General features: G+C 50.7%; 18 protein-coding genes. 7 read left to right on the forward strand and 11 right to left on the reverse strand.

All coding sequences use genetic code 11. The features are described 5' to 3' along the window. Positions 1-54: 54 nt before the first annotated feature. The 8 genes from DCW36_RS02490 to DCW36_RS02525 all read right to left on the reverse strand — a co-directional run bounded on the left by DCW36_RS02490 (position 55) and on the right by DCW36_RS02525 (position 9,132). Entirely contained in the window at positions 55-1,308 is a 1,254-nt protein-coding gene (locus tag DCW36_RS02490; RefSeq protein WP_164891010.1) for a glycoside hydrolase family 88/105 protein, read from the reverse strand. Positions 1,309-1,478: 170 nt separating this feature from the next. Further along, the gene (gene trmD, locus DCW36_RS02495; RefSeq protein ID WP_114784287.1) at positions 1,479-2,156 is read right to left on the reverse strand and encodes a tRNA (guanosine(37)-N1)-methyltransferase TrmD; all 678 of its coding nucleotides are present in this window, start codon (positions 2,154-2,156) and stop codon (positions 1,479-1,481) included. A 3-nt stretch (positions 2,157-2,159) separates the two neighbouring features. Further along, positions 2,160-2,729: a ribosome maturation factor RimM gene (gene rimM / locus DCW36_RS02500; protein ID WP_114784289.1), complete on the reverse strand. Its 570-nt coding sequence runs from the start codon at positions 2,727-2,729 to the stop codon at positions 2,160-2,162. 11 nt (positions 2,730-2,740) lie between these two features. After that, on the reverse strand, positions 2,741-3,286 hold the full coding sequence (locus DCW36_RS02505; RefSeq protein ID WP_114784317.1) for a 30S ribosomal protein S16: 546 nt from the start codon (positions 3,284-3,286) through the stop codon (positions 2,741-2,743). 232 nt (positions 3,287-3,518) lie between these two features. Beyond that, positions 3,519-4,289, reverse strand: coding sequence for an acyl-CoA desaturase (locus DCW36_RS02510; protein WP_114784291.1), 771 nt, complete (start codon positions 4,287-4,289; stop codon positions 3,519-3,521). A 168-nt stretch (positions 4,290-4,457) separates the two neighbouring features. Further along, positions 4,458-5,135 (reverse strand): RluA family pseudouridine synthase, encoded by a 678-nt coding sequence (locus DCW36_RS02515; protein ID WP_114784292.1) that lies wholly within the window; start codon positions 5,133-5,135, stop codon positions 4,458-4,460. A gap of 514 nt (positions 5,136-5,649) precedes the next feature. Continuing rightward, a complete protein-coding gene (gene panB, locus DCW36_RS02520; RefSeq protein ID WP_114784294.1) occupies positions 5,650-6,468 on the reverse strand; it encodes a 3-methyl-2-oxobutanoate hydroxymethyltransferase in 819 nt (272 codons plus the stop codon). Between the two features lie 81 nt (positions 6,469-6,549). Next, on the reverse strand, positions 6,550-9,132 hold the full coding sequence (locus tag DCW36_RS02525; protein ID WP_125185518.1) for a putative LPS assembly protein LptD: 2,583 nt from the start codon (positions 9,130-9,132) through the stop codon (positions 6,550-6,552). Positions 9,133-9,291: 159 nt separating this feature from the next. Here DCW36_RS02525 and DCW36_RS02530 point away from each other — a divergent pair, with 159 nt between their 5' ends. The 4 genes from DCW36_RS02530 to DCW36_RS02545 all read left to right on the forward strand — a co-directional run bounded on the left by DCW36_RS02530 (position 9,292) and on the right by DCW36_RS02545 (position 13,973). Continuing rightward, positions 9,292-10,074 carry an N-acetylmuramoyl-L-alanine amidase family protein gene (locus DCW36_RS02530; protein WP_114784298.1) on the forward strand — a complete coding sequence of 261 codons (783 nt, stop codon included), beginning with the start codon at positions 9,292-9,294 and terminating at the stop codon, positions 10,072-10,074. A 19-nt stretch (positions 10,075-10,093) separates the two neighbouring features. Beyond that, the gene (locus DCW36_RS02535) at positions 10,094-11,152 is read left to right on the forward strand and encodes an MlaD family protein (RefSeq protein WP_114784300.1); all 1,059 of its coding nucleotides are present in this window, start codon (positions 10,094-10,096) and stop codon (positions 11,150-11,152) included. 90 nt (positions 11,153-11,242) lie between these two features. Next, positions 11,243-12,871 (forward strand): acyl-CoA carboxylase subunit beta, encoded by a 1,629-nt coding sequence (locus DCW36_RS02540; protein WP_114784302.1) that lies wholly within the window; start codon positions 11,243-11,245, stop codon positions 12,869-12,871. Between the two features lie 253 nt (positions 12,872-13,124). Beyond that, positions 13,125-13,973, forward strand: coding sequence for a transglutaminase-like domain-containing protein (locus DCW36_RS02545; protein WP_114784304.1), 849 nt, complete (start codon positions 13,125-13,127; stop codon positions 13,971-13,973). A 57-nt stretch (positions 13,974-14,030) separates the two neighbouring features. Here DCW36_RS02545 and DCW36_RS02550 read toward each other — a convergent pair whose 3' ends face one another. Then, entirely contained in the window at positions 14,031-14,672 is a 642-nt protein-coding gene (locus DCW36_RS02550) for a thioredoxin family protein (protein WP_240676023.1), read from the reverse strand. After that, positions 14,656-15,300 (reverse strand): 4'-phosphopantetheinyl transferase family protein, encoded by a 645-nt coding sequence (locus tag DCW36_RS02555; RefSeq protein ID WP_114784305.1) that lies wholly within the window; start codon positions 15,298-15,300, stop codon positions 14,656-14,658. Before DCW36_RS02555 ends, DCW36_RS02550 begins: the two co-directional genes overlap by 17 nt. A gap of 96 nt (positions 15,301-15,396) precedes the next feature. On the opposite strand from DCW36_RS02555, the gene DCW36_RS02560 reads away from it, so the two are divergent. The 3 genes from DCW36_RS02560 to folB are packed head-to-tail and all read left to right on the forward strand — an operon-like array spanning position 15,397 to position 17,655. Then, the gene (locus DCW36_RS02560; protein ID WP_114784307.1) at positions 15,397-16,326 is read left to right on the forward strand and encodes a WD40 repeat domain-containing protein; all 930 of its coding nucleotides are present in this window, start codon (positions 15,397-15,399) and stop codon (positions 16,324-16,326) included. Continuing rightward, positions 16,323-17,285, forward strand: coding sequence for a DivIVA domain-containing protein (locus DCW36_RS02565; protein ID WP_114784309.1), 963 nt, complete (start codon positions 16,323-16,325; stop codon positions 17,283-17,285). The genes DCW36_RS02560 and DCW36_RS02565 overlap by 4 nt, the downstream gene beginning before the upstream one ends. 13 nt (positions 17,286-17,298) lie before the next feature. After that, entirely contained in the window at positions 17,299-17,655 is a 357-nt protein-coding gene (gene folB, locus DCW36_RS02570) for a dihydroneopterin aldolase (protein ID WP_114784311.1), read from the forward strand. A 145-nt stretch (positions 17,656-17,800) separates the two neighbouring features. Here folB and DCW36_RS02575 read toward each other — a convergent pair whose 3' ends face one another. Continuing rightward, entirely contained in the window at positions 17,801-18,013 is a 213-nt protein-coding gene (locus DCW36_RS02575; protein WP_125185519.1) for a hypothetical protein, read from the reverse strand. Between the last annotated feature and the right edge of the window lie 332 nt (positions 18,014-18,345).

Below are 18,345 nucleotides of genomic sequence, written 5' to 3' on the forward strand. Positions count from 1 at the left end.
GGCAATGGTGACTTGCACAGCATATAATAGCTGTCTGCCTTAGCTACACGAGCATTAACTCTTCTTCTCCTCCAGCATCTTCTTCAGCTTAATTACCTCCACGCCTGCATCAATCACAGAGCCCACGCCATGCTTTTCGTTCGGACGGGCAGGGCGGGTGTAGTAGAAAACAAGGTCGTTGCGGATGCCGGTGCCTACGCAGATATCTTTTACCTGGCCGTCGGCTTCAATCATTTCCTTTTTCAGGGCATCCCAACCGGTAAGGGCAACGGAAGCGTAGCGCTTGTCGAGCCAGCCTTCGTTAATAGCTTTGGCAATGCCCTGCACCACCATGGCGGAGAAAGAAGTTTCGGCGTAGGAGTCGGGTTTATCAATCAACTGGTGCCACAGCCCTTTCTCATCCTGGTAGCGGGAGAGGTTAATCAGCTGCTTCTGCAGGTTGTTGATAACGTCCTGGCGCTTGGGGTGGTCTTTGGGCAGGTAGGAGAGGAGGTGCGTCTGGGCCAGGATAATCCAGCCGTTGCTGCGGCCCCAGTGCGCCACACCGTTCTTTTGGTTGTCGCTGTAGTAGCAGTGGTAATAGATGCCTTTGTCGGGGTGCCAGAGGTACTTGTCGAAGCTCAGGATTTGGTGCACGGCATCGTCGAAATACTTCCGGTCGCCGGTCAGGTTACCCATGCGCGCCAGGAAGGGCACACTCATGTAAAGGTCATCGGCCCACAGCGTCATCTCCTGCGGAAACTTGCGCACCAGCGTTTTGTCCTGGAGGCGGTCCTGCCGTTCGGTGATGTGGCGGGCGGTCAGGTCGATGTATTCTTTGTACTCCTTCCGCTTCTCACGTTTATACACTTCTATCACACTGGCGCCCATGGCTCCGCAATCGTCGAGCTCCTGCATTGTCCAGAGCTGCCCGAAAGGGTACTGGTGGTGTTTGCGGTCGCCTTTGAAACGCTTCTGGAAGAACTTGTAGTTATCAAACCCAAAGGCGACATGCTTCTTGGCATAATCGGCATATTTTTTCTCGTTCAGGAAATCGGCCAGATGGAGCATGGCCATGTTTACAACGCCATTGGTATAGTGCCACTCCCCGTACTTGCTGCTGAATTTTGCTTCACGGTTTTTAGGAATGTCTCCTGTTGTGGCATATAGTTTCCCGTTCTCTTCGTCTACAAACTGAAACGTAGCTTCTTTCAGAATGTAATCGGCTACCTTGCGGATTACCTGCTCGTCTTCGGCAGTAGAGCTTTGCTGCGACTGTGCCGGCACTGTGAAGCCTGTAGCAAACAACACAGCGGCAAAGGCAGCCATGAAAAATTGATGTAAGGATTTGTTTATCATTTCTGCTGATTGGGTAATGAACTAATATTTGTTAACAGCAGCAGTATAATACATTTTTTTGAGAAAGCTATCCTGTGGTGTAGGGTGGGGGAGGTGCAGAGACAATGGTGGCAGCTGCAGAGAAGCTAAACAAGCGTATTTTACTCCCCCAGCAAATCGGGGCGGCGTTGTTTGGTGCGCTGGATGGCTTGCTCAAAGCGCCATTCTTCTATTTTCGGCTGGTCGCCGGAGAGGAGGATGTCGGGTACTTTCAGGCCTTTGTAGTCTGCGGGGCGGGTGTAGACAGGAGGGGCCAGCAGGCCGTCCTGAAAGGAGTCGGTGAGGGCGGAGGATTCGTCGTTGAGTACGCCGGGGATGATGCGGATGATGGCGTCTGCCAGTACGGCTGCACCTAATTCGCCGCCGGAGAGTACGTAGTCGCCGATGCTGATTTCGTGGGTAACAAATTGCTGGCGCACGCGCTCATCTACGCCTTTGTAGTGGCCGCAGAGGATGATGACGTTGTTCAGGAGCGAGAACTGGTTTACCAACTGCTGGTTCAGTGTCTGCCCGTCCGGGGTCATGTAGATGACGGCATCATAGTTGCGTTCGGCCTTGAGGGCAGAGATGCATTTATCGATGGGCTCAATCATCATCACCATGCCGGCGCCGCCGCCAAAAGCGTAGTCGTCTATCTGGCCGTATTTGTTAATGGCAAATTTGCGGAGGTCGTGGAGGTGAATCTCCACCAGGTTCTTTTGCTGCGCCCGTTTTACGATGGAATGGCTGAAAGGACTTTCAAGCAGGTCGGGTTGGCAGGTAATAATATCAAAACGCATGTGCTATTCCGTCTCCTCTTCCTCGTCCTGGTCGTCGGGGGTGCCCGGTTGGGTGTATACTTCCAGCAGACCTTCCGGAAGCGTTACATACAGTATTTTGGCTTCGTGGTCGGCGCGCATGTTAATGTCGTCAATCACCGGTACCAGCATTTCCTGGTCCAGGTAATCCATGGCCATCAGCTGTTGCTGGGGCATGTCGTAAAATTCTTTTACCGTGCCCAGCTTGCCATGATTTTCGTCTACTACCTGGTATCCGATTACTTCATGGAAGTAAAACTGGTCCTCGTCGAGTTCCGGAAGTTCGTCGAGGGGGAGGTACAGGGCAGTATTGCGCAGTTTCTCGGCCTGTTCGATGGTCTTAATGTCTTCGAACTGGATGATACAACGGCCTTTCTGCTGCGGCTCCAGACGGTCAATAAAAAAAGGAATCAGCCTTCCTCCCTGTTCGAGAAAGACTGATTCCAGATCATCGTAATCTTCGGGATAGTCTACGTCAAAAAACGCAACTACTTGCCCCTTGGTGCCATGGGTTTTGACGATATAGCCTAACTGAAAGCAGTCATCAATGTTCATGGCGCTGTAATTTATGCTTGTTCTTCAGAAGCAGTTTCGCCTTCGGCAGAAGCCTCACCTTCGGTTGCTGCAGGAGCAGGAGCGTTAGCGGCCGCTTTCTCAGCTTCACGCTGACGGATAGCTTCAGCACGTGCTTCTTTTACTTTGGTTTCAGCATCGAACGCAGCTTTACGGGCAGCCTCTTTAGCAGAACCTAAAGCAGTACGCTTGCTTTCGATTTTAGCTTGTTTCTCTTGTTTCCACTGGTCCAGACGGGAATCAGCAGTAGCCTGATCGATAGCGCCTTTGATTACACCAATCTGCAGGTGTCTTCTGTAAAGTACGCCGGTGTAAGAAAGCATTGCTTTTACCGTGTCGGTAGGCTGTGCACCGTTCATTAACCACTGGAAGGCTTTGTCCTCGTCGAAGTTAATAGAAGCAGGGTTTGTATTTGGGTCGTAAGTACCCAGTTTTTCAATAAAGCGACCATCACGTGGTGCTCTGGCGTCAGCTACAACGATATCGTATTTAGCTGCTTTTTTGCGGCCTCTGCGGGCCAGTCTGATTTTAACTGCCATTTTGTTATTTAAATAAATAAGTCGGCGGAACCCGTCCGCCATTTTTTAGAACCGCAAAGGTAGTGCGCTTTATTTAAATATACAAAAATAATAGACAACATGAAGTGTAATTACTTATCTCCAATTGCAATTTCAGTTTCAGGTGTTAAATGAGAAACGCACTCAACAGCAGAGGCTGTGGTGGCAGGTGCAGCAAATAAAAAAGCCCTCGCGGGGAGGGCTTTTCAAATGTTTAGGCAGCCTGTTGTGACTGTTGCTCCGGTACGGCAGCTATTTTTGCTTTCTTCAGCTTGATAATATTCAGCTTATCCAACGTCCAGATAACAGGCCAGGTCGGATCTACTTCCCACCATCTTACACCAAAGTTAACGCGGTTAGGCAGCTTGTGGTGGTTGTTCTGGAAAAGCTCGCCACCGGTCAGGAAGTCGAAGAAAAGCGAGTTTCTGGATTTATCGTTGTTGTCGAAGTTTTGATAGCCGTACTTGTGGCCGCTCCAGTTTACGATTGCGCCGTGTACCGGACCCATCAGGAAGTGGAGGGGCAGCAACAGGTACATCCACCAGGCTGTAGCAAAGTTGATGTAGAACAGCACGTAAAAGGTACCCCAGAAAATACGGGAATACCAGGAGTCGCCGATGTTTTCGATAAAACGCCACACCGGGTAGTCGCCATCGAACCGGCGCTCGGGCTCCACGCGGTTGTGCAGCACGTTGTTATAAATTTCTTTTGTCTTCCACATCATCGTAAACGCGTTGTTCGAGAAATGCGGTGAGTGCGGATCGCGTTCGGTATCGGAGAACGCGTGGTGCATGCGGTGCAGGACGGCATAGGCCCTTGGTGATAAGAAGGAGGAACCTTGGGCAAGGTAAGTGAGCAGGAAAAATGCCTTCTCCCAAAACGGGTTCATGGTGAACATTTTATGTGCTGCATACCGGTGCAGGTAAAACGTCTGAACGAACAGCGAGAGGTACCAATGCACTACAAAGAATACTAGAATGGCCATTTAATAAATAATAAAGATTTTTTAACAGTAATTTCATGGCAGCATGTTCAACATGGAATGCTGTTCAGGCTGCAAAATTACAATACGTTTTAATAGTAAAGTAGATTGGCCCCTACAAAAGTTCAGAAAGTGACGAAAATCATTTTTTTTACTGCTATATATGCTTGTTCAGATCTGTTTCCGGAAGGCAGCCCAGACGGCAGTTTCAGGAGGGGGAGCAGTTACTTGTATGGGTGTTTTAAGCGTGGGATGTTCGAACTCCAGTTGCCGGGCATGCAGCGCGATACTTTTGTCTGGCAGCGGTTGTTTGGCGCCATATTTCAGGTCGCCGATGATCGGGCAGCGCATGGAGGCCAATTGTACCCGTATCTGATGCGGCCTTCCGGTTACGGGGTTCACTTCGAGTAAATATTTCTCGTTCTGGTGGCTCAGCAGGCGGTAACTGAGCTCGGACCGCAGCCCCTGTGGGTTCGCTTTGGCAAATGCCTTGGTCACGTTTCGGGCAGTGTCTTTTACCAGCCAGTGCACCAGTGTCTGCTGCTCGGCAGGTGGCCGCTGCTGCACCAGTGCCCAATAGGTTTTATGCGTTTTGCGGCTCTTGAACAGCTCATTGAGGCGGGCAAGCGCTTTGGACGTTTTCGCCAGCACCACCACACCGCTCACCGGCCGGTCGAGGCGGTGCACCACCCCAATGAAAACGTTTCCCGGCTTGTTGTATTTATGTTTGATATATTCTTTGGCCACCTCCGCCAGCGGCTTGTCGCCCGTTTCGTCTCCGTGCACCAGCATACCGGCAGGTTTGTTTACTACAAGCAGGTGGTTGTCTTCGAAGAGAACGTCGAGCATAGTTTGGGAGTTTGGGAGTTTGAGAGGTAGAGAGGTAGAGAGGTAGAAATTTTGTAGGGGGTGAAGATTTTCAACCCTTTCACGATCCACAGACAAACCAGAAATTACACATCCTAATCCTATTAATCCACTAATCTGATTAATCCTGGTTCAGACAAACAAATTTCTTTCTGCGCCTGCCACCATTGCCTCTGCTGTTTTGTCTGAACCTTTGATTTACGGTGATTATTTTGATTTCTTTGATTTTCTGTTTGTCTGAATCAGGATTTAAAGAATTTTTGGATTTACAGGATTAGATTGTCTGAGCAATCTGTCTGAACAAGATTAAGAAGATTTAAGGAATAGTAGGATTGGTTGGATTTTCCTGTAGTTCGTGCAGGAGATGCGGGTACCGCGTCTCTACAGCCGTACCGTTAACCGCTATACCTCTCTGTTACAGGGTTGAAGATTTTAACCCCTACATGTTCACCACCTCTCTACCTCTCTACCTCTTAAACTCCCAAACTCCCAAACTTCAATACGCTTCTTTCTCGTTGGGGAAATCCTGGCTTTTTACGTCGGCGATGTAGTTGGTTACTGCTTCGGTCATGATGCCGTGCAGGTCGGCGTAGCGGCGCAGGAAACGGGGCTTGAATTCTTTGTTGATGCCCAGCATGTCGTGTACCACCAGCACCTGCCCGTCTACGTGCGGACCGGCCCCGATGCCGATGACCGGGATATTCAGGGTGTCGGCTACCTGTTTGGCCAGGTTAGAAGGGATTTTTTCCAGTACGATGGCAAAACAGCCCAGGTCTTCGAGCAGCTTGGCGTCGTCGATCAGTTTCTGGGCTTCGGCTTCTTCTTTTGCCCGAACCGAGTACGTGCCAAATTTATAAATAGACTGCGGCGTGAGCCCCAGGTGTCCCATCACTGGTACCCCGGCACTTAGAATACGCGTAACAGATTCTTTTATTTCCTGGCCACCTTCCAGCTTTATGCCATGTGCGCCCGATTCTTTCATGATGCGGATAGCGGAGCGGAGCGCTTCGGAGGAGTTGCCCTGGTAGGAGCCAAAAGGAAGGTCTACCACCACAAAGGCTCGATCCACGCCTCTTATCACAGAAGCGGCATGGTAGATCATCTGGTCCAGCGTGATGGGCAGGGTAGTCTCGTGGCCAGCCATTACATTAGAAGCAGAGTCGCCTACCAGCAGCACATCAATTCCGGCGGCATCCAGGATCGAGGCCATGGAATAATCGTAGGCGGTAAGCATCGAAATTTTTTCGCCCCGCTCTTTCATGTTCTGGAGCTGGTGCGTGGTTACTCTTTTAATATCGCTTTTATGTACTGACATGGGGTATGCTTTAAATGTGCTGTAAAAGTATAAAAAACTAAAAATAAAACAGCCACATGCACGCATGTGGCTGTTTTATTTTTAGCGGTTCCAGCCGCTTCGGTTCCGCGTCAGCTTCAGGTCCTGGAGCAGCGAGGAGCGGGCGTTGATGGTAAGGTTGTAGCCCCGTGCAAACCCGAACGGTATCCAGGAAATGCTCATGTCCCAGCAGTGCAGGTCGCGGTGGATGTTGATGTTACCCATCGAAATGTTTTTGTTCGTAAAGTCGTAACCGGTGCTTAGTTGTATCTTCCACTTATCGGTCAGGTTCAGCGAGCCGCTCATGTCCAGCGCTTTTACGAGCTGCCCTTCTACCAGCGGCGAAAACCGGGTGTAGTACAAGGAGAAGTTGGTGCTCAGTGTCCACGGAATTTTAAAGTCGACATAAGACGGCAGCATGGGCGTTTGATCATGCTCGAGTGCCGGTATGTTGGTGGGGGCGGCCGTCTCCGAACTGCCAAACGACTCCGGCGTTAGGCTTAACCCTGCAGACAAACCGGCACTGACAACACGCGGAAACGTATAGCTGTCAATCGGCCTGCCTTCGGCATTTACCCGGTAAGGGTTTAGAGTAGAGTTAAAGTTAACGTTGATGATCTTGAACAGGCGCGTGTTCATGTTCAGGTTAATGTTGGCCAGCTTGAACGAGTCGGCGGCAAAGTTGTAGGAACTGCTGGCGCTCAGGTTGTCGATCAGGCTTACCTTCTCAAAGGCTTTGGCGCCCGTGGTGTCTGTTTTAGACTTTACCTTCATCTCCACGTTGTTGGTAACGCCAAAGGTCATGGCGCTCTGCAGACCGCCCTGCGGAGCATTGGGGTAGCGCAGTAACCGGCCGATAATTGGCTGGTTTGTTCCTTCCACTACGCCTACCTGGGTGGTCTGGAAATAATTAAAGCTATCGCCTAAATAGTTCGGCGAGAAACTGTAGCCAATCGTGGGGCGCATCACGTGCCGGATGGCTTCTACCTTGTTGCCCTTTATCGGTAACGTTCCGTAAATGGTAGTGCTAAGCGAGGCACCGCCACTGTAGGTATAGGTGCGGCCAAATCCGGCAGTGTCAACCGAAACCGTATTAGCATCCGGGTTATAGGTATAGGAAAACCGCTGGCCTGACCAGTTTTCGGCATAGCTCAAACTTGGCGTCAGGTTAAAGTGGCGCAGTACCTTATAATTACCCAGACCAATGCTGAAGTTATGTGCCGCACTCCAGCGTCCGTTGCGCCATAACTCCCCGATGTTATTAAAATCAACCGGAATAGTTCTGGAAGTATCAGCAGCCCCAGCTACATTTATCTGGATACTCCTGCCATCCGGTAGCCGTGCCGTTACAACATTTGGTCTGGCATTAACTATGTTCGATATCTGGTTCTGAAAGTTGACACCATAGCCAAACGTAAATTTCTCATACCATCTGCCGGTCGGTGTATTGTTTGTCAGCAGCTCGTACAGGCTCATCTGGGTCATGGAGAGGTTGGCCGTAGGATTAAAGTTATATACATTCCCACCATTTTGTTGGCCAAAGGTAAGGGCGGTGCTGTAGCTGAAAGGCGTATTCTGTATAACTTTCTGGTAAGAAATACTGGAGTTCAGGGTAGGCGCCTGGTAGCGGGCCGTGCTTACATAGTTAATACGGTTATATAAGGAACTACCTGCATTCACGCTGGCGGAGAACCGGCCCCTGCCGGGCTTCTGTACCGGGCTGTGTCGCCAGTTTATCCAGATAGAGCGGGTAGTAGGAGGTAAAGGTATGCCGGCGCCTGCTTCTCTTGTTCTCTCAATGTCGGCTTCATCGTTCTTGAAATAATCGTAGGAGAAGCCAAAGCCGCCCTGGTAGGAGTAGCGTTTAAAATAGGTGCTGCTCAGGTCTGCTTTGTAGCCGCCAAGGGAGTAAACATCGCCGGTTATTTTGGCATCTACATAATCGTTCAGTGCAAAGTAATAGCCGCCGCCGCTCAGGAAAAAGCCCCGCGCCCTGTTCTCGCCAAAAGTAGGAATGATTACACCCGACGCCCGCTTTTCTTTTGGTGTAGGAAACAAACCAAACAGGAAGCCCACCGGCAACGGAATATCTCCGATTACCAGGTTAAACGGCCCCGACATTACTTTGGAATCCGGGATGGCTTTTATTTTGGTGGCGTTGATAAAGAAGTGCGGATGCTCCAGGTCGCAGGTGGTGTAGCGGGCATGCAGGCCGAAGAACTCATTCTGCTCGTTCCGCTTCACCACTTCGGCATGAATGTAGCCCTCGCCCTGCTGGGTAACTACATTGGCAATCCGGCCCCGTTTGCTTTTAAAGTTGTAGGCAATATCTTTTGCCGCGAAACTCTGGCCGGCATCTGTAAACACGGGTACGCCAACCTCGTTGCCGGTAGAGTCGATGACCGGTTTGGCAGAGAGCACGTTGGTTTCGTAGTTGATCTGGATATAGGCTGCTTCCAGTTTTATCTGGCCGTATTCAATCTGGGCTTTTCCGTATAAATGCGCAATTTTCTGATCGGCTTCCAGCACAATGGAATCGGTGGCAGAATATTTGATGGTGGTGGCAATGGCGCCTTTCGGAGCAGCCAGTGCAACAGAGTCTGTGGTGGCAGCAGGAATGGTATCCTGCGGTGTAGTTACAGGCAAAGGCGCCGTTTGCCCCAGGGTTGCCAGGGGAAAAAGGAGAACGAATTGCAGCAGCAACAGGCAGGGACGGATTATTTTATAACGCAACTTCTTCTGACTTCCCTAAAGTTTTACTTAATTTGTACAAAGTTATTGTTTTAGCTTTTAACTACGAAGGTTGTGAGAAATATTGTTGCTGTTTCGTCTCTTGTTCTCTTATTTTTATTATGTACTTCCGGTAAACTGGAGTATCGCAAGGCTTACAAGGTCCGGACGGTGGTGATTGATGCCGGTCATGGAGGAAAAGATGTAGGGTGTAACGGGAAAGTTTCGCATGAGGCGGACATCGCGTTGCAGCTGGCCCTGCAGGTAGGAAACCTGATCGAAAAGAATCTGCCCGATGTAAAAGTAGTGTATACCCGCAAAACCGATCACTTTGTCGAACTGATAGACCGGGCCGGTATCGCCAATAAGAACAATGCCGATCTGTTCATCTCCATCCACCTGAATTCAGGTCCTGCTGCCGCTTACGGTACCGAGACCTACACCATGGGACTGCAGAAGTCGGAGGGGAACCTGCTGGTGGCCAAACGCGAAAACTCCGTAATCCTGCAGGAAGACAACTATAAAGAAAACTATAACGGATTTGATCCGAACTCGCCGCAGAGCCACATCCTGTTTGCCCTGCACCAGAGTGCCTATATCGATAACAGCCTGCGCTTCGCCGGAAAAGTGGAGCGGGAGTTTAAACAGAAGGTGGGCCGTAATAGCCGGGGCGTAAAACAGGCACCTTTCCTGGTGTTATGGAAGTCCTTTATGCCGAGTGTGCTCATTGAATGCGGTTTCCTGACAAATCCGAACGAAGAAAAATTTCTTAACGATAAGTCGGGGCAATCGTATATGGCATCAGGTATATACCGTGCTTTCAGGGAGTATAAAGACGAACTTGAAGCCATGAATTAAGCTTAAAGAAAACCCCTACGTGAGAGTTTCAAAAGAAATTAAAGTCGCGCTGCTCGGATTAGCAGCACTTATCATACTGTACTTCGGATTTTTGTACCTGAAAGGTGCCCCTTTTTTTTCAGGTTCCCGGACTTTTTATGTAGTTTACCCGGATGTGGGCGGACTGACCGTTTCGAACCCGGTCATGCTGAATGGCGTGCAGGTGGGTACCGTTCAGGAACTGGAGCTGCTGACCGAAGAAGGAAACCAGATCCGGGTGCAGCTTGAGATAACCAAAAAATTACATATCGGCGATTCTACCATCGCCAGCCTGGCCAGTTCCGACATCCTCGGTAGTAAAGCCATTGAGCTGACATTAGGCAACAGTACGAAGATGTATAACGGCGGCGAACGCCTGATACCTTTTAAGGAAACCAGTATCACGGATATGTTGTCGCAAAAGTCTATGCCTGTTATTGATAAGGTAGATACGACCCTGGCCCGCCTGAACACGCTGCTCGACAGTACCTCCCGAGATAACATACAGGGAACACTGGCCAACACCAGGCAAACCACCGAGGCTTTAAACGAAATGCTGCGCGCAAACCAGCGGAACATTTCGCTTATTACCGCAAACATGGCCCAGATGACCGCCGCCCTGCGTGAAACCGAACGTAAGCTGAACTACCTGGTGTCGAACATGAACGATATTACAGATACCCTGAAGCGGGTGGAGATAAACAAGCTCGTTGATAATGCAAACGAAATGGTAACGGAAATGGAAACCACCGTCGCCAAACTGAATTCCGACCAGGGCTCCTTAGGAAAGCTGATGAACGACGAAGAGCTGTATGCCAACCTTAACCGCTCTTCCGAGGCGCTGAACCTGTTGCTGCGCGATATACAGGCTTACCCCAAACGCTATGTACAGTTCTCGCTTTTCGGGCGGAAAGATAAATACAAGGTAACGCCGACAGGCCGGGTGATCACACTGGAAGAAGTAAAAGAGATGCAGGAAAACCATCCGGATGAATTCAAACGTTCGGCGCCCACCGATACTGTTCGTCCTGTGCCCGCCGATACGCTTACCCGGAACTGACAGTTTTTTTATATTTACCTTAAAAATCCGCTCCCGAAGCGGATTTTTCGTTACTGCCTATAATAACGTTACTTCTACGCTACAACAAGCATGGATATAGAATTCAACAGAAACGAAGATGCGCTGAAGCAGCTGACCTACCAGCTGAAGCAAAAGCTGAAAAAGGTATACCTGGGCGGGGGAGAGAAACGGATTCAGAAAGAGCACGAGAAAGGCAAGCTCACGGCACGCGAACGTATTCAGTACCTGCTCGACCCGGACCGGGAGTTCCTGGAAATAGGCGCTTTTGCCGGTGACGGTATGTACGAGGAAGTAGGCGGCTGCCCGAGCGGAGGTGTGGTGGCAGGTATCGGTTATATCAAAGGGCGACAGTGTGTGGTGGTAGCCAACGATGCCACCGTAAAAGCTGGCGCCTGGTTTCCCATCACAGCCAAAAAGAATTTGCGTGCCCAGGAAATTTCCATCGAAAACCGCCTGCCCATCGTGTACCTGGTAGACAGCGCCGGCGTGTTTTTGCCCATGCAGGACGAGATTTTCCCTGATAAAGAGCATTTTGGCCGCATCTTCCGCAACAATGCCGTGATGAGCTCGATGGGCATCGTGCAGATTGCCGCCATCATGGGCAGCTGCGTGGCAGGCGGCGCTTACCTGCCCATCATGAGCGACGAAGCCCTGATTGTGGAAGGAACGGGTTCTATTTTCCTGGCGGGTTCTTACCTTGTAAAAGCAGCCATCGGCGAAAGTATAGACAACGAAACGCTTGGCGGCGCCACCACCCACTCCGAAATTTCCGGTGTTACCGACTACAAATGCAAGAACGACCAGGAATGCCTCGACCACATCCGTACCATCTTCGACAAGATGGGCGACTTCGATAAAGCTGGCTTTAACCGTTCGGAGCCTGCCAAACCAAAGCTGGAAGAACAGGAGCTATACGGTATTATGCCGTCGGACCGGGTGAAGCCTTACGACATGATGGACATCATCCTGCGGCTGGTAGACAACTCGGAGTTTGAACCCTACAAAGACCACTACGGCCAGACCCTTATCTGCGGCCTTGCCCGCGTAGACGGCTGGTCGGTGGGCATCGTGGCCAACCAGCGCAAAATCGTGAAAAGCAAAAAAGGCGAAATGCAGATGGGTGGTGTCATCTACTCCGACTCCGCCGACAAAGCCGCCCGCTTTATCATGAACTGCAACCAGAAAAAAATACCGCTGGTGTTTCTGCAGGACGTTTCCGGGTTTATGGTGGGCAGCAAAGCCGAACATGGCGGCATCATCAAAGACGGCGCTAAAATGGTGAATGCCATGGCAAACTCTGTGGTTCCCAAATTTACGTTTATCCTGGGAAACAGCTACGGGGCCGGAAACTATGCCATGTGCGGCAAAGCCTACGACCCGCGCCTGATCTTTGCCTGGCCCACGGCGCAACTGGCGGTGATGAGCGGCGCTTCCGCGGCCAAAACGCTGCTGCAGATACAGGTGTCGTCGCTGAAGGCAAAAGGCGAGGTGCTAACGCCCGAGGCAGAGCAGGAACTGCTGGAGCGCATCACAGCCAAATACAACGAAGAGCTGTCGCCTTACTATGCAGCAGCACGGCTTTGGGTAGACGGCATCATCGACCCGCTGGAAACGCGCAAAGTTATCTCGATGGGCATCGAGGCCGCGAATCATGCCCCGATCACCAAACCGTATAACGTGGGCGTGATTCAGACATAATTCAGCATGTGCAGCGGCTGTGGTGGCAGGTGCAGCAGAGTTTTTTAGTCTTTTGAGGCGGTATTTGTTTTGCTGCTGCTGTCACCATAGCCTCTGCACAAGCGAAGTAGGGCAACAGGAACGGGTAAAGCGAAGCGGGAGAGTGAAAACTTTTTAATAAGCGAAACTTTTCTGCTAATTTGCCAGAAGCGCCCCTACACGGTGCTGCCGCTGCTGAATTGCGCGAATTTTAACTTACAGAATAATAAGTACAGTGACCAACAAGGAAATAAAAGCACTTATTTCGCTGCTTGACGACGACGATCACCAGGTGGCGAGCCATGTGGAGCAGAAGATCGTGTCGATGGGCGTTAGCATCGTTCCGCACCTGGAGGAGCAGTGGGAAGAAACCCTGGATTCGGAGTTGCAGAAAAAGATCGAGGACCTGATTCACAGTCTGCAATACAACGATCTGCTGGCCCGCCTGAAGGAGTGGAAGCATAGCGAAACCCAGGATCTGCTGGAAGGCATGTGGCTCGTGAACTCGTACATGTACCCCGATGTGGAACTGGCTACCCTGAAGCAGAAGATACAGCAGCTCTATTACGATGCCTGGGCGCAGATGAAGGAGGAGATGCATCCGTACGACCAGGTAAAAACGCTCAATAACGTACTTTTCCGGGAAAAGCGGTTTTCTGCCAACACCAAGAACTTCCACTCGCCGGCGAACTCCATGCTGCACCTGGCGCTCGAAACAAAACGTGGCAATCCGCTGACGCTGTGCGTGATTTACATGACCATTGCGCAGCAACTCGGGATGCCGGTATACGGCGTCAACCTGCCCAACCTGTTCATCCTGACCTACAAGCTGGATGGCACGCAGTTTTACATCAATGTATATAACAAAGGGCTGGTGCTTTCCAAAGCCGATATCGATAATTATATCCTGCAGCTCAACCTCAACCCGATCGATACCTTCTACGAGCCCTGCTCCAACCTCGACATCATTAAACGCGCCCTGCGCAACCTGGCCTTCTCATTCGAAAAAATGGATGATCCGGAAAAAGCAAGAGAAGTAACCAAACTCCTGACTGCTATTACCGATGATGATCCGGCGATATAAAAAAGCGAGAGCCGCCCCGGCAAAGGAGCGGCTCTCGCTTTTTTAGCACTAAAGTTTTTAATTCCGTTTGATCATACAGCCCGTTGCCCGGTTTTCGAGGGAGGTAACGGTTTTGTTTGAGAGCACCTCGTCGATTACCTGCTTCAGGTAATAATTCTTCACGTTAGCTTCTGCCTGTGGATTATCGTCTATTGCTCCTTTGTATTTCAGGGTGAAGTCGCCTTTGTTGTTGAGCAGCACAAACGCTTCCGGTGTTTTGGAGGCGCCAAACTGGGAGCTTACCTGCTGGCCCTCATCGGCCAGGTAAGGGAACGGGAATTTTTTGGCGGCTAACTCCTGTATTTTCTCATCCGCTTCGCCGGGGCCTACACTTGGATTTACAAAGATGAACTGCACACCTTGACGGGCATAAGTATTGGCCAGTGTTACCAGCCTGTTTTCATATAGCCGCGCATACGGGCAGCTATTATTGGTAAACACAACGACTACCGCCTTGCTGCCGGCATACTGGCTTAGCGAAACCGCTTTGCTGTTGCCGTCTTTCAGCGAGAAGTTGCTCACCTTATCATTCAGCTTATACCCGCCGGACTGGGCAAAAGCCCCAACCGATACCAGGGTACCAGCAGTTACCATAGCTGCCACAGCAAAAGAGGCGAAGTATTTCATGTTTTTCAGTTTTTGTTTAAAAGCTTTTATCATAGTTCTGGTCGTAGCAATACGTGAGCACATGGTTCCGGACAACTTCGTGGTAAACTTGGTAATCCCTGGAAAAACCATTTGTCTGCACACATCCTGACAGTAAATTCTGGTCAGGCCGGAGCAGGATGTTTTCCTTAAACAGCAGCTTCCTTTTGCTATACAGCTTGTAAAGGGTTTCTTTTGCACTCCAGTAGAGGCATGTTTTTAACTCCTCGCCCGCTGTATACGCTTGCTCTGCTTCGGATAAGAATTTTCCGGCTACACGCAATGCTTTTGGGTGTATACGTTCAATATCTATGCCAACATGGTATTTGTCGGATATAATTACGGCAGCCAGTTCAGGTGCATGCGTAATGGAAACCTGCAACGGTGAATTCTCGAAAACCGGTTTCCCGTTCTCGTCGCGGAGCAGGCAGAGCGGCTCGCTGGTGAAGTGGGGGAGAAGCGCGTACACCAGCGTGCGGCTGGCCAGCCACTCCAGTTGCCGTTTAGGATGGATATTGCCCGAAATGGCCTCCGTGCACAGCTGGGCAGGCAAGGCAGCCAGCAGTTCCTGCGGTTGTTCCGTTATCTGCCAAACGCCCAGCAGGGTGTGTTCGTTCAGGAGCCGGGAGTGGAGGAGAGGCATACGGTTAATGTAGTTTGTTTCGGGTGCAGAACCCGCAGGTTCCGTTCTTTTATTGTAAATTTAGACAAAAATCAGATTTTACCAACATCAGCAGCTATGGCGAGTCCCATTCAAGTGCAAAAAGTGAGTACCCTTACCGGCCACCGCGACTGCGTATATACCCTCGAACCTTCCGGCGACAGCGCCACGATCTACTCGGCCGGCGGTGACGGCCTGGTGGTGGCCTGGAACTTAAACGACCCCGAAAACGGCGAATTAGTTGCCCGTGTCAGCACCTCCGTCTATGCCCTCTGCTACATTCCGTTCCGGAACCTGCTGCTTATCGGGCAGAACAACGAGGGGGTGCAGGTGATAGACCTGGCGCAGAAAACGATTCTGAAATCAATACCGCTTCCGAAGGTGCCGATCTTTGATATGAAGTACAGCGCGGAACTGCAGAAAGTGTATGTGGCCCTGGGAAATGGCGGTATAGCGGTGCTGGCTGCCGATACGTTTGAGCTGCAAACCATCATCCGGAAATCGGACCAGAGTACCCGGTCGCTGGCGCTGAACCCGCACACGCAGGAACTGGCCGCCGGCTACAGCGATAACGTGGTACGTGTTTTTGATGCGGCCACCCTGGAACTGAAGCACGAACTGAAGTCGCATACGAACTCGGTTTTTACGGTTGCTTACTCGCCGGAGGGCGACCAACTGCTGACGGCAGGGCGCGATGCGCATCTGCGGGTGTGGGAGGTGCAGGAGGGGTACCGGGAGCGGGGTTACACCATCGCGCACATGTACACCATCAACCACCTTACCTACAGCCCCGACGGCCGCCATTTTGCCACCTGCAGCATGGACAAATCCATCAAAATCTGGGATGCCCGCACCTTTAAATTGCTGAAAGTGATTGATAAAGTGCGAAACGCAAGCCACGGCACTTCTGTGAACAAATTATTTTGGACGGCTCATCATAATCAGTTAGTTTCGTGTAGCGATGACCGCACCCTATCGGTTTGGGATATTAAATTTTTGGAGATATGAAGATCACACCATTAGAAATAAGACAAAAAACATTTGAGAAGGCTTTCAGAGGTTTAGACAAGGACGAGGTAAATGCTTTTTTGCTGACCCTTTCGCAGCAGTGGGAAAAGTTGATGGATGAAAACAAGGACCTGCGCATGAAGCTGGAAGCCGCCAACCGCGAAACCCAGAAGCTGCGCGAGGTGGAGTCATCGCTGTATAAAACGTTAAAAACTGCCGAAGATACGGGCAACAACATCCTGGAGCAGGCCAACAAATCGGCTGAGCTGAAGGTGCGCGAGGCTCAGCTGAAGTCGGAAGAGCTGCTGAACGAGGCGCGTAACCAGTCCAGAACCTTGCTCGAAGACGCTTCTAAAAAAGCTGAACAGGTGATTACCGCCATGCAGCAGGAAGTAAAAGCGCTGGAGCAGGATTACCAGCGCCTGGAAGGTTACCTCGATTCGCTGGTACGCGACCTGCAAAACATGGCCAACGATGCGCTGGACAAGGTAGAGAAGACAAAGGCAAAACCAAAAACCTCTACATTAAGTATTCTTTCAAGAGCAGCCGACGTGAAAGTTCACGCACCGGAGCTGCTGAAAAACCTGAAAGATATGAACGCATCCAACAAAGAACTATACCCTGCTTCGGCTGCACAGGCTGGCGGAGCTATTGCCCTACCGGCTAAAAGCGAAGTAAATCCGTTTGGCGATCCGGCCCCTGATGTTACGCCGCCGCAACCTGAAATACCGAACCCGGTAACGCCTGTGCCGAATCCTATTTCCCCGGAAGTAGACCCGATTGCCCCTGATTACCCGGGTCGTGTGCCGGCTCCGGATATCGAGCAGCCAGTACCCGAAATTAAACCGGTGCAGCCCGATCAGCCCGAAATACAGCCTCCTATGACAGAGCCTTCGCGTAACCTGGCGCAGGCGCCTGTGAAACAGACAGCGGGGTCATTCTTCGACGAGATAGGCTAAGAAAGGCAGACGCATGGGACAAATTGCACTGGAAGGCATGGAGTTTTTCGCTTTCCACGGCTATTACGACGAGGAGCAGAAGATCGGCAACAAGTACGGCCTCGACCTGCTCATCGAGACAGATCTGCGCAGTGCCGCTGCCTCCGATGATCTGCACCAGACGGTAAACTACGAAACGCTGTATGCGCTGGTGGTGGCGGAAATGCAGATTCCGGCTCGTTTGCTGGAGCACCTGGGCCACCGGATCATCGACAAAGTGTATGAGCGTTTTCCGTTCGTGAAGCAGGTGCGGGTGAGTGTGTATAAATATAACCCGCCGCTCGGAGGCATCTGTAAATGGGCCAAAGTTACCCTGGAAGAAGCGCGCTAAGTGCTGCAACATAAAAAAGCCGCCGGTTCTGTAGAAGAGCCGGCGGCTTTTGTGTTTCTGAAATACGTCTGCAGCAGCCACCACAGCCACTGCTCCTTGGCGTGCAGCAGTGGCTGTGGTGGCTGCTGCAGTAAATAAATTCGTATCAGTACTCCTCTGTTTTTACGTTATCCACTTTCGTGTTATCTATTCGGGCTGTGTCTGTTCCTGCCATATCTATTGTGTCGATATCATCGTTTCTGATATAGTCGCCTGATGTGGCTTCCGGCTGCGTGTGGTCTCCGGTCGGTTCGCCACAGGAGGCTAAGCACAGGCAAAATCCGAGAGCAGCCAGTACAGAAGTTATTTCTTTTTTCATCGTTTTTGTGTGTTAAGTTTAGAAGCAGTTTTGCCTGCATTGCCCATCTACGGCAATGCAGGACATGCTTCTAAAAACGATAGCAGCTTTGTTAGGTTCGTCCTCACAGGGAAATTGTTGCTTAAAGTCAGGTTATTCTGCAACCGGGTCTTGTGAAGAGACAGTAAATTCAGTAATATTATTCCGTTTATACTCCTGTATTTGGTGGCTAAACGGAGTTATTCGGTTTATAAATAAGTTGTGGCAAATTTGAAATAAGAATTTAAAAAATGAGCTACTGCAAGCGAAGGTTCAAAGCCAGTAGCAGCAGTAGCTGCTTGAGCCGAGGTTAA

Source organism: Botryobacter ruber (assembly GCF_003347595.2).
In the GTDB taxonomy this organism is placed as follows: Bacteria; Bacteroidota; Bacteroidia; order Cytophagales; family Hymenobacteraceae; genus Pontibacter; species Pontibacter ruber_A.

Bases quoted from the DNA above. Each gene is read 5' to 3' on its own strand.
- DCW36_RS02490 (WP_164891010.1), bottom strand. From the start codon at position 1,308: ATGGCTGCCTTTGCCGCTGTGTTGTTTGCTACAGGCTTCACAGTGCCG.
- trmD (WP_114784287.1), bottom strand. From the start codon at position 2,156: ATGCGTTTTGATATTATTACCTGCCAACCCGACCTGCTTGAAAGTCCT.
- rimM (WP_114784289.1), bottom strand. From the start codon at position 2,729: ATGAACATTGATGACTGCTTTCAGTTAGGCTATATCGTCAAAACCCAT.
- DCW36_RS02505 (WP_114784317.1), bottom strand. From the start codon at position 3,286: ATGGCAGTTAAAATCAGACTGGCCCGCAGAGGCCGCAAAAAAGCAGCT.
- DCW36_RS02510 (WP_114784291.1), bottom strand. From the start codon at position 4,289: ATGGCCATTCTAGTATTCTTTGTAGTGCATTGGTACCTCTCGCTGTTC.
- DCW36_RS02515 (WP_114784292.1), bottom strand. From the start codon at position 5,135: ATGCTCGACGTTCTCTTCGAAGACAACCACCTGCTTGTAGTAAACAAA.
- panB (WP_114784294.1), bottom strand. From the start codon at position 6,468: ATGTCAGTACATAAAAGCGATATTAAAAGAGTAACCACGCACCAGCTC.
- DCW36_RS02540 (WP_114784302.1), top strand. From the start codon at position 11,243: ATGGATATAGAATTCAACAGAAACGAAGATGCGCTGAAGCAGCTGACC.
- DCW36_RS02550 (WP_240676023.1), bottom strand. From the start codon at position 14,672: ATGATAAAAGCTTTTAAACAAAAACTGAAAAACATGAAATACTTCGCC.
- DCW36_RS02555 (WP_114784305.1), bottom strand. From the start codon at position 15,300: ATGCCTCTCCTCCACTCCCGGCTCCTGAACGAACACACCCTGCTGGGC.
- DCW36_RS02560 (WP_114784307.1), top strand. From the start codon at position 15,397: ATGGCGAGTCCCATTCAAGTGCAAAAAGTGAGTACCCTTACCGGCCAC.
- DCW36_RS02565 (WP_114784309.1), top strand. From the start codon at position 16,323: ATGAAGATCACACCATTAGAAATAAGACAAAAAACATTTGAGAAGGCT.
- folB (WP_114784311.1), top strand. From the start codon at position 17,299: ATGGGACAAATTGCACTGGAAGGCATGGAGTTTTTCGCTTTCCACGGC.
- DCW36_RS02575 (WP_125185519.1), bottom strand. From the start codon at position 18,013: ATGAAAAAAGAAATAACTTCTGTACTGGCTGCTCTCGGATTTTGCCTG.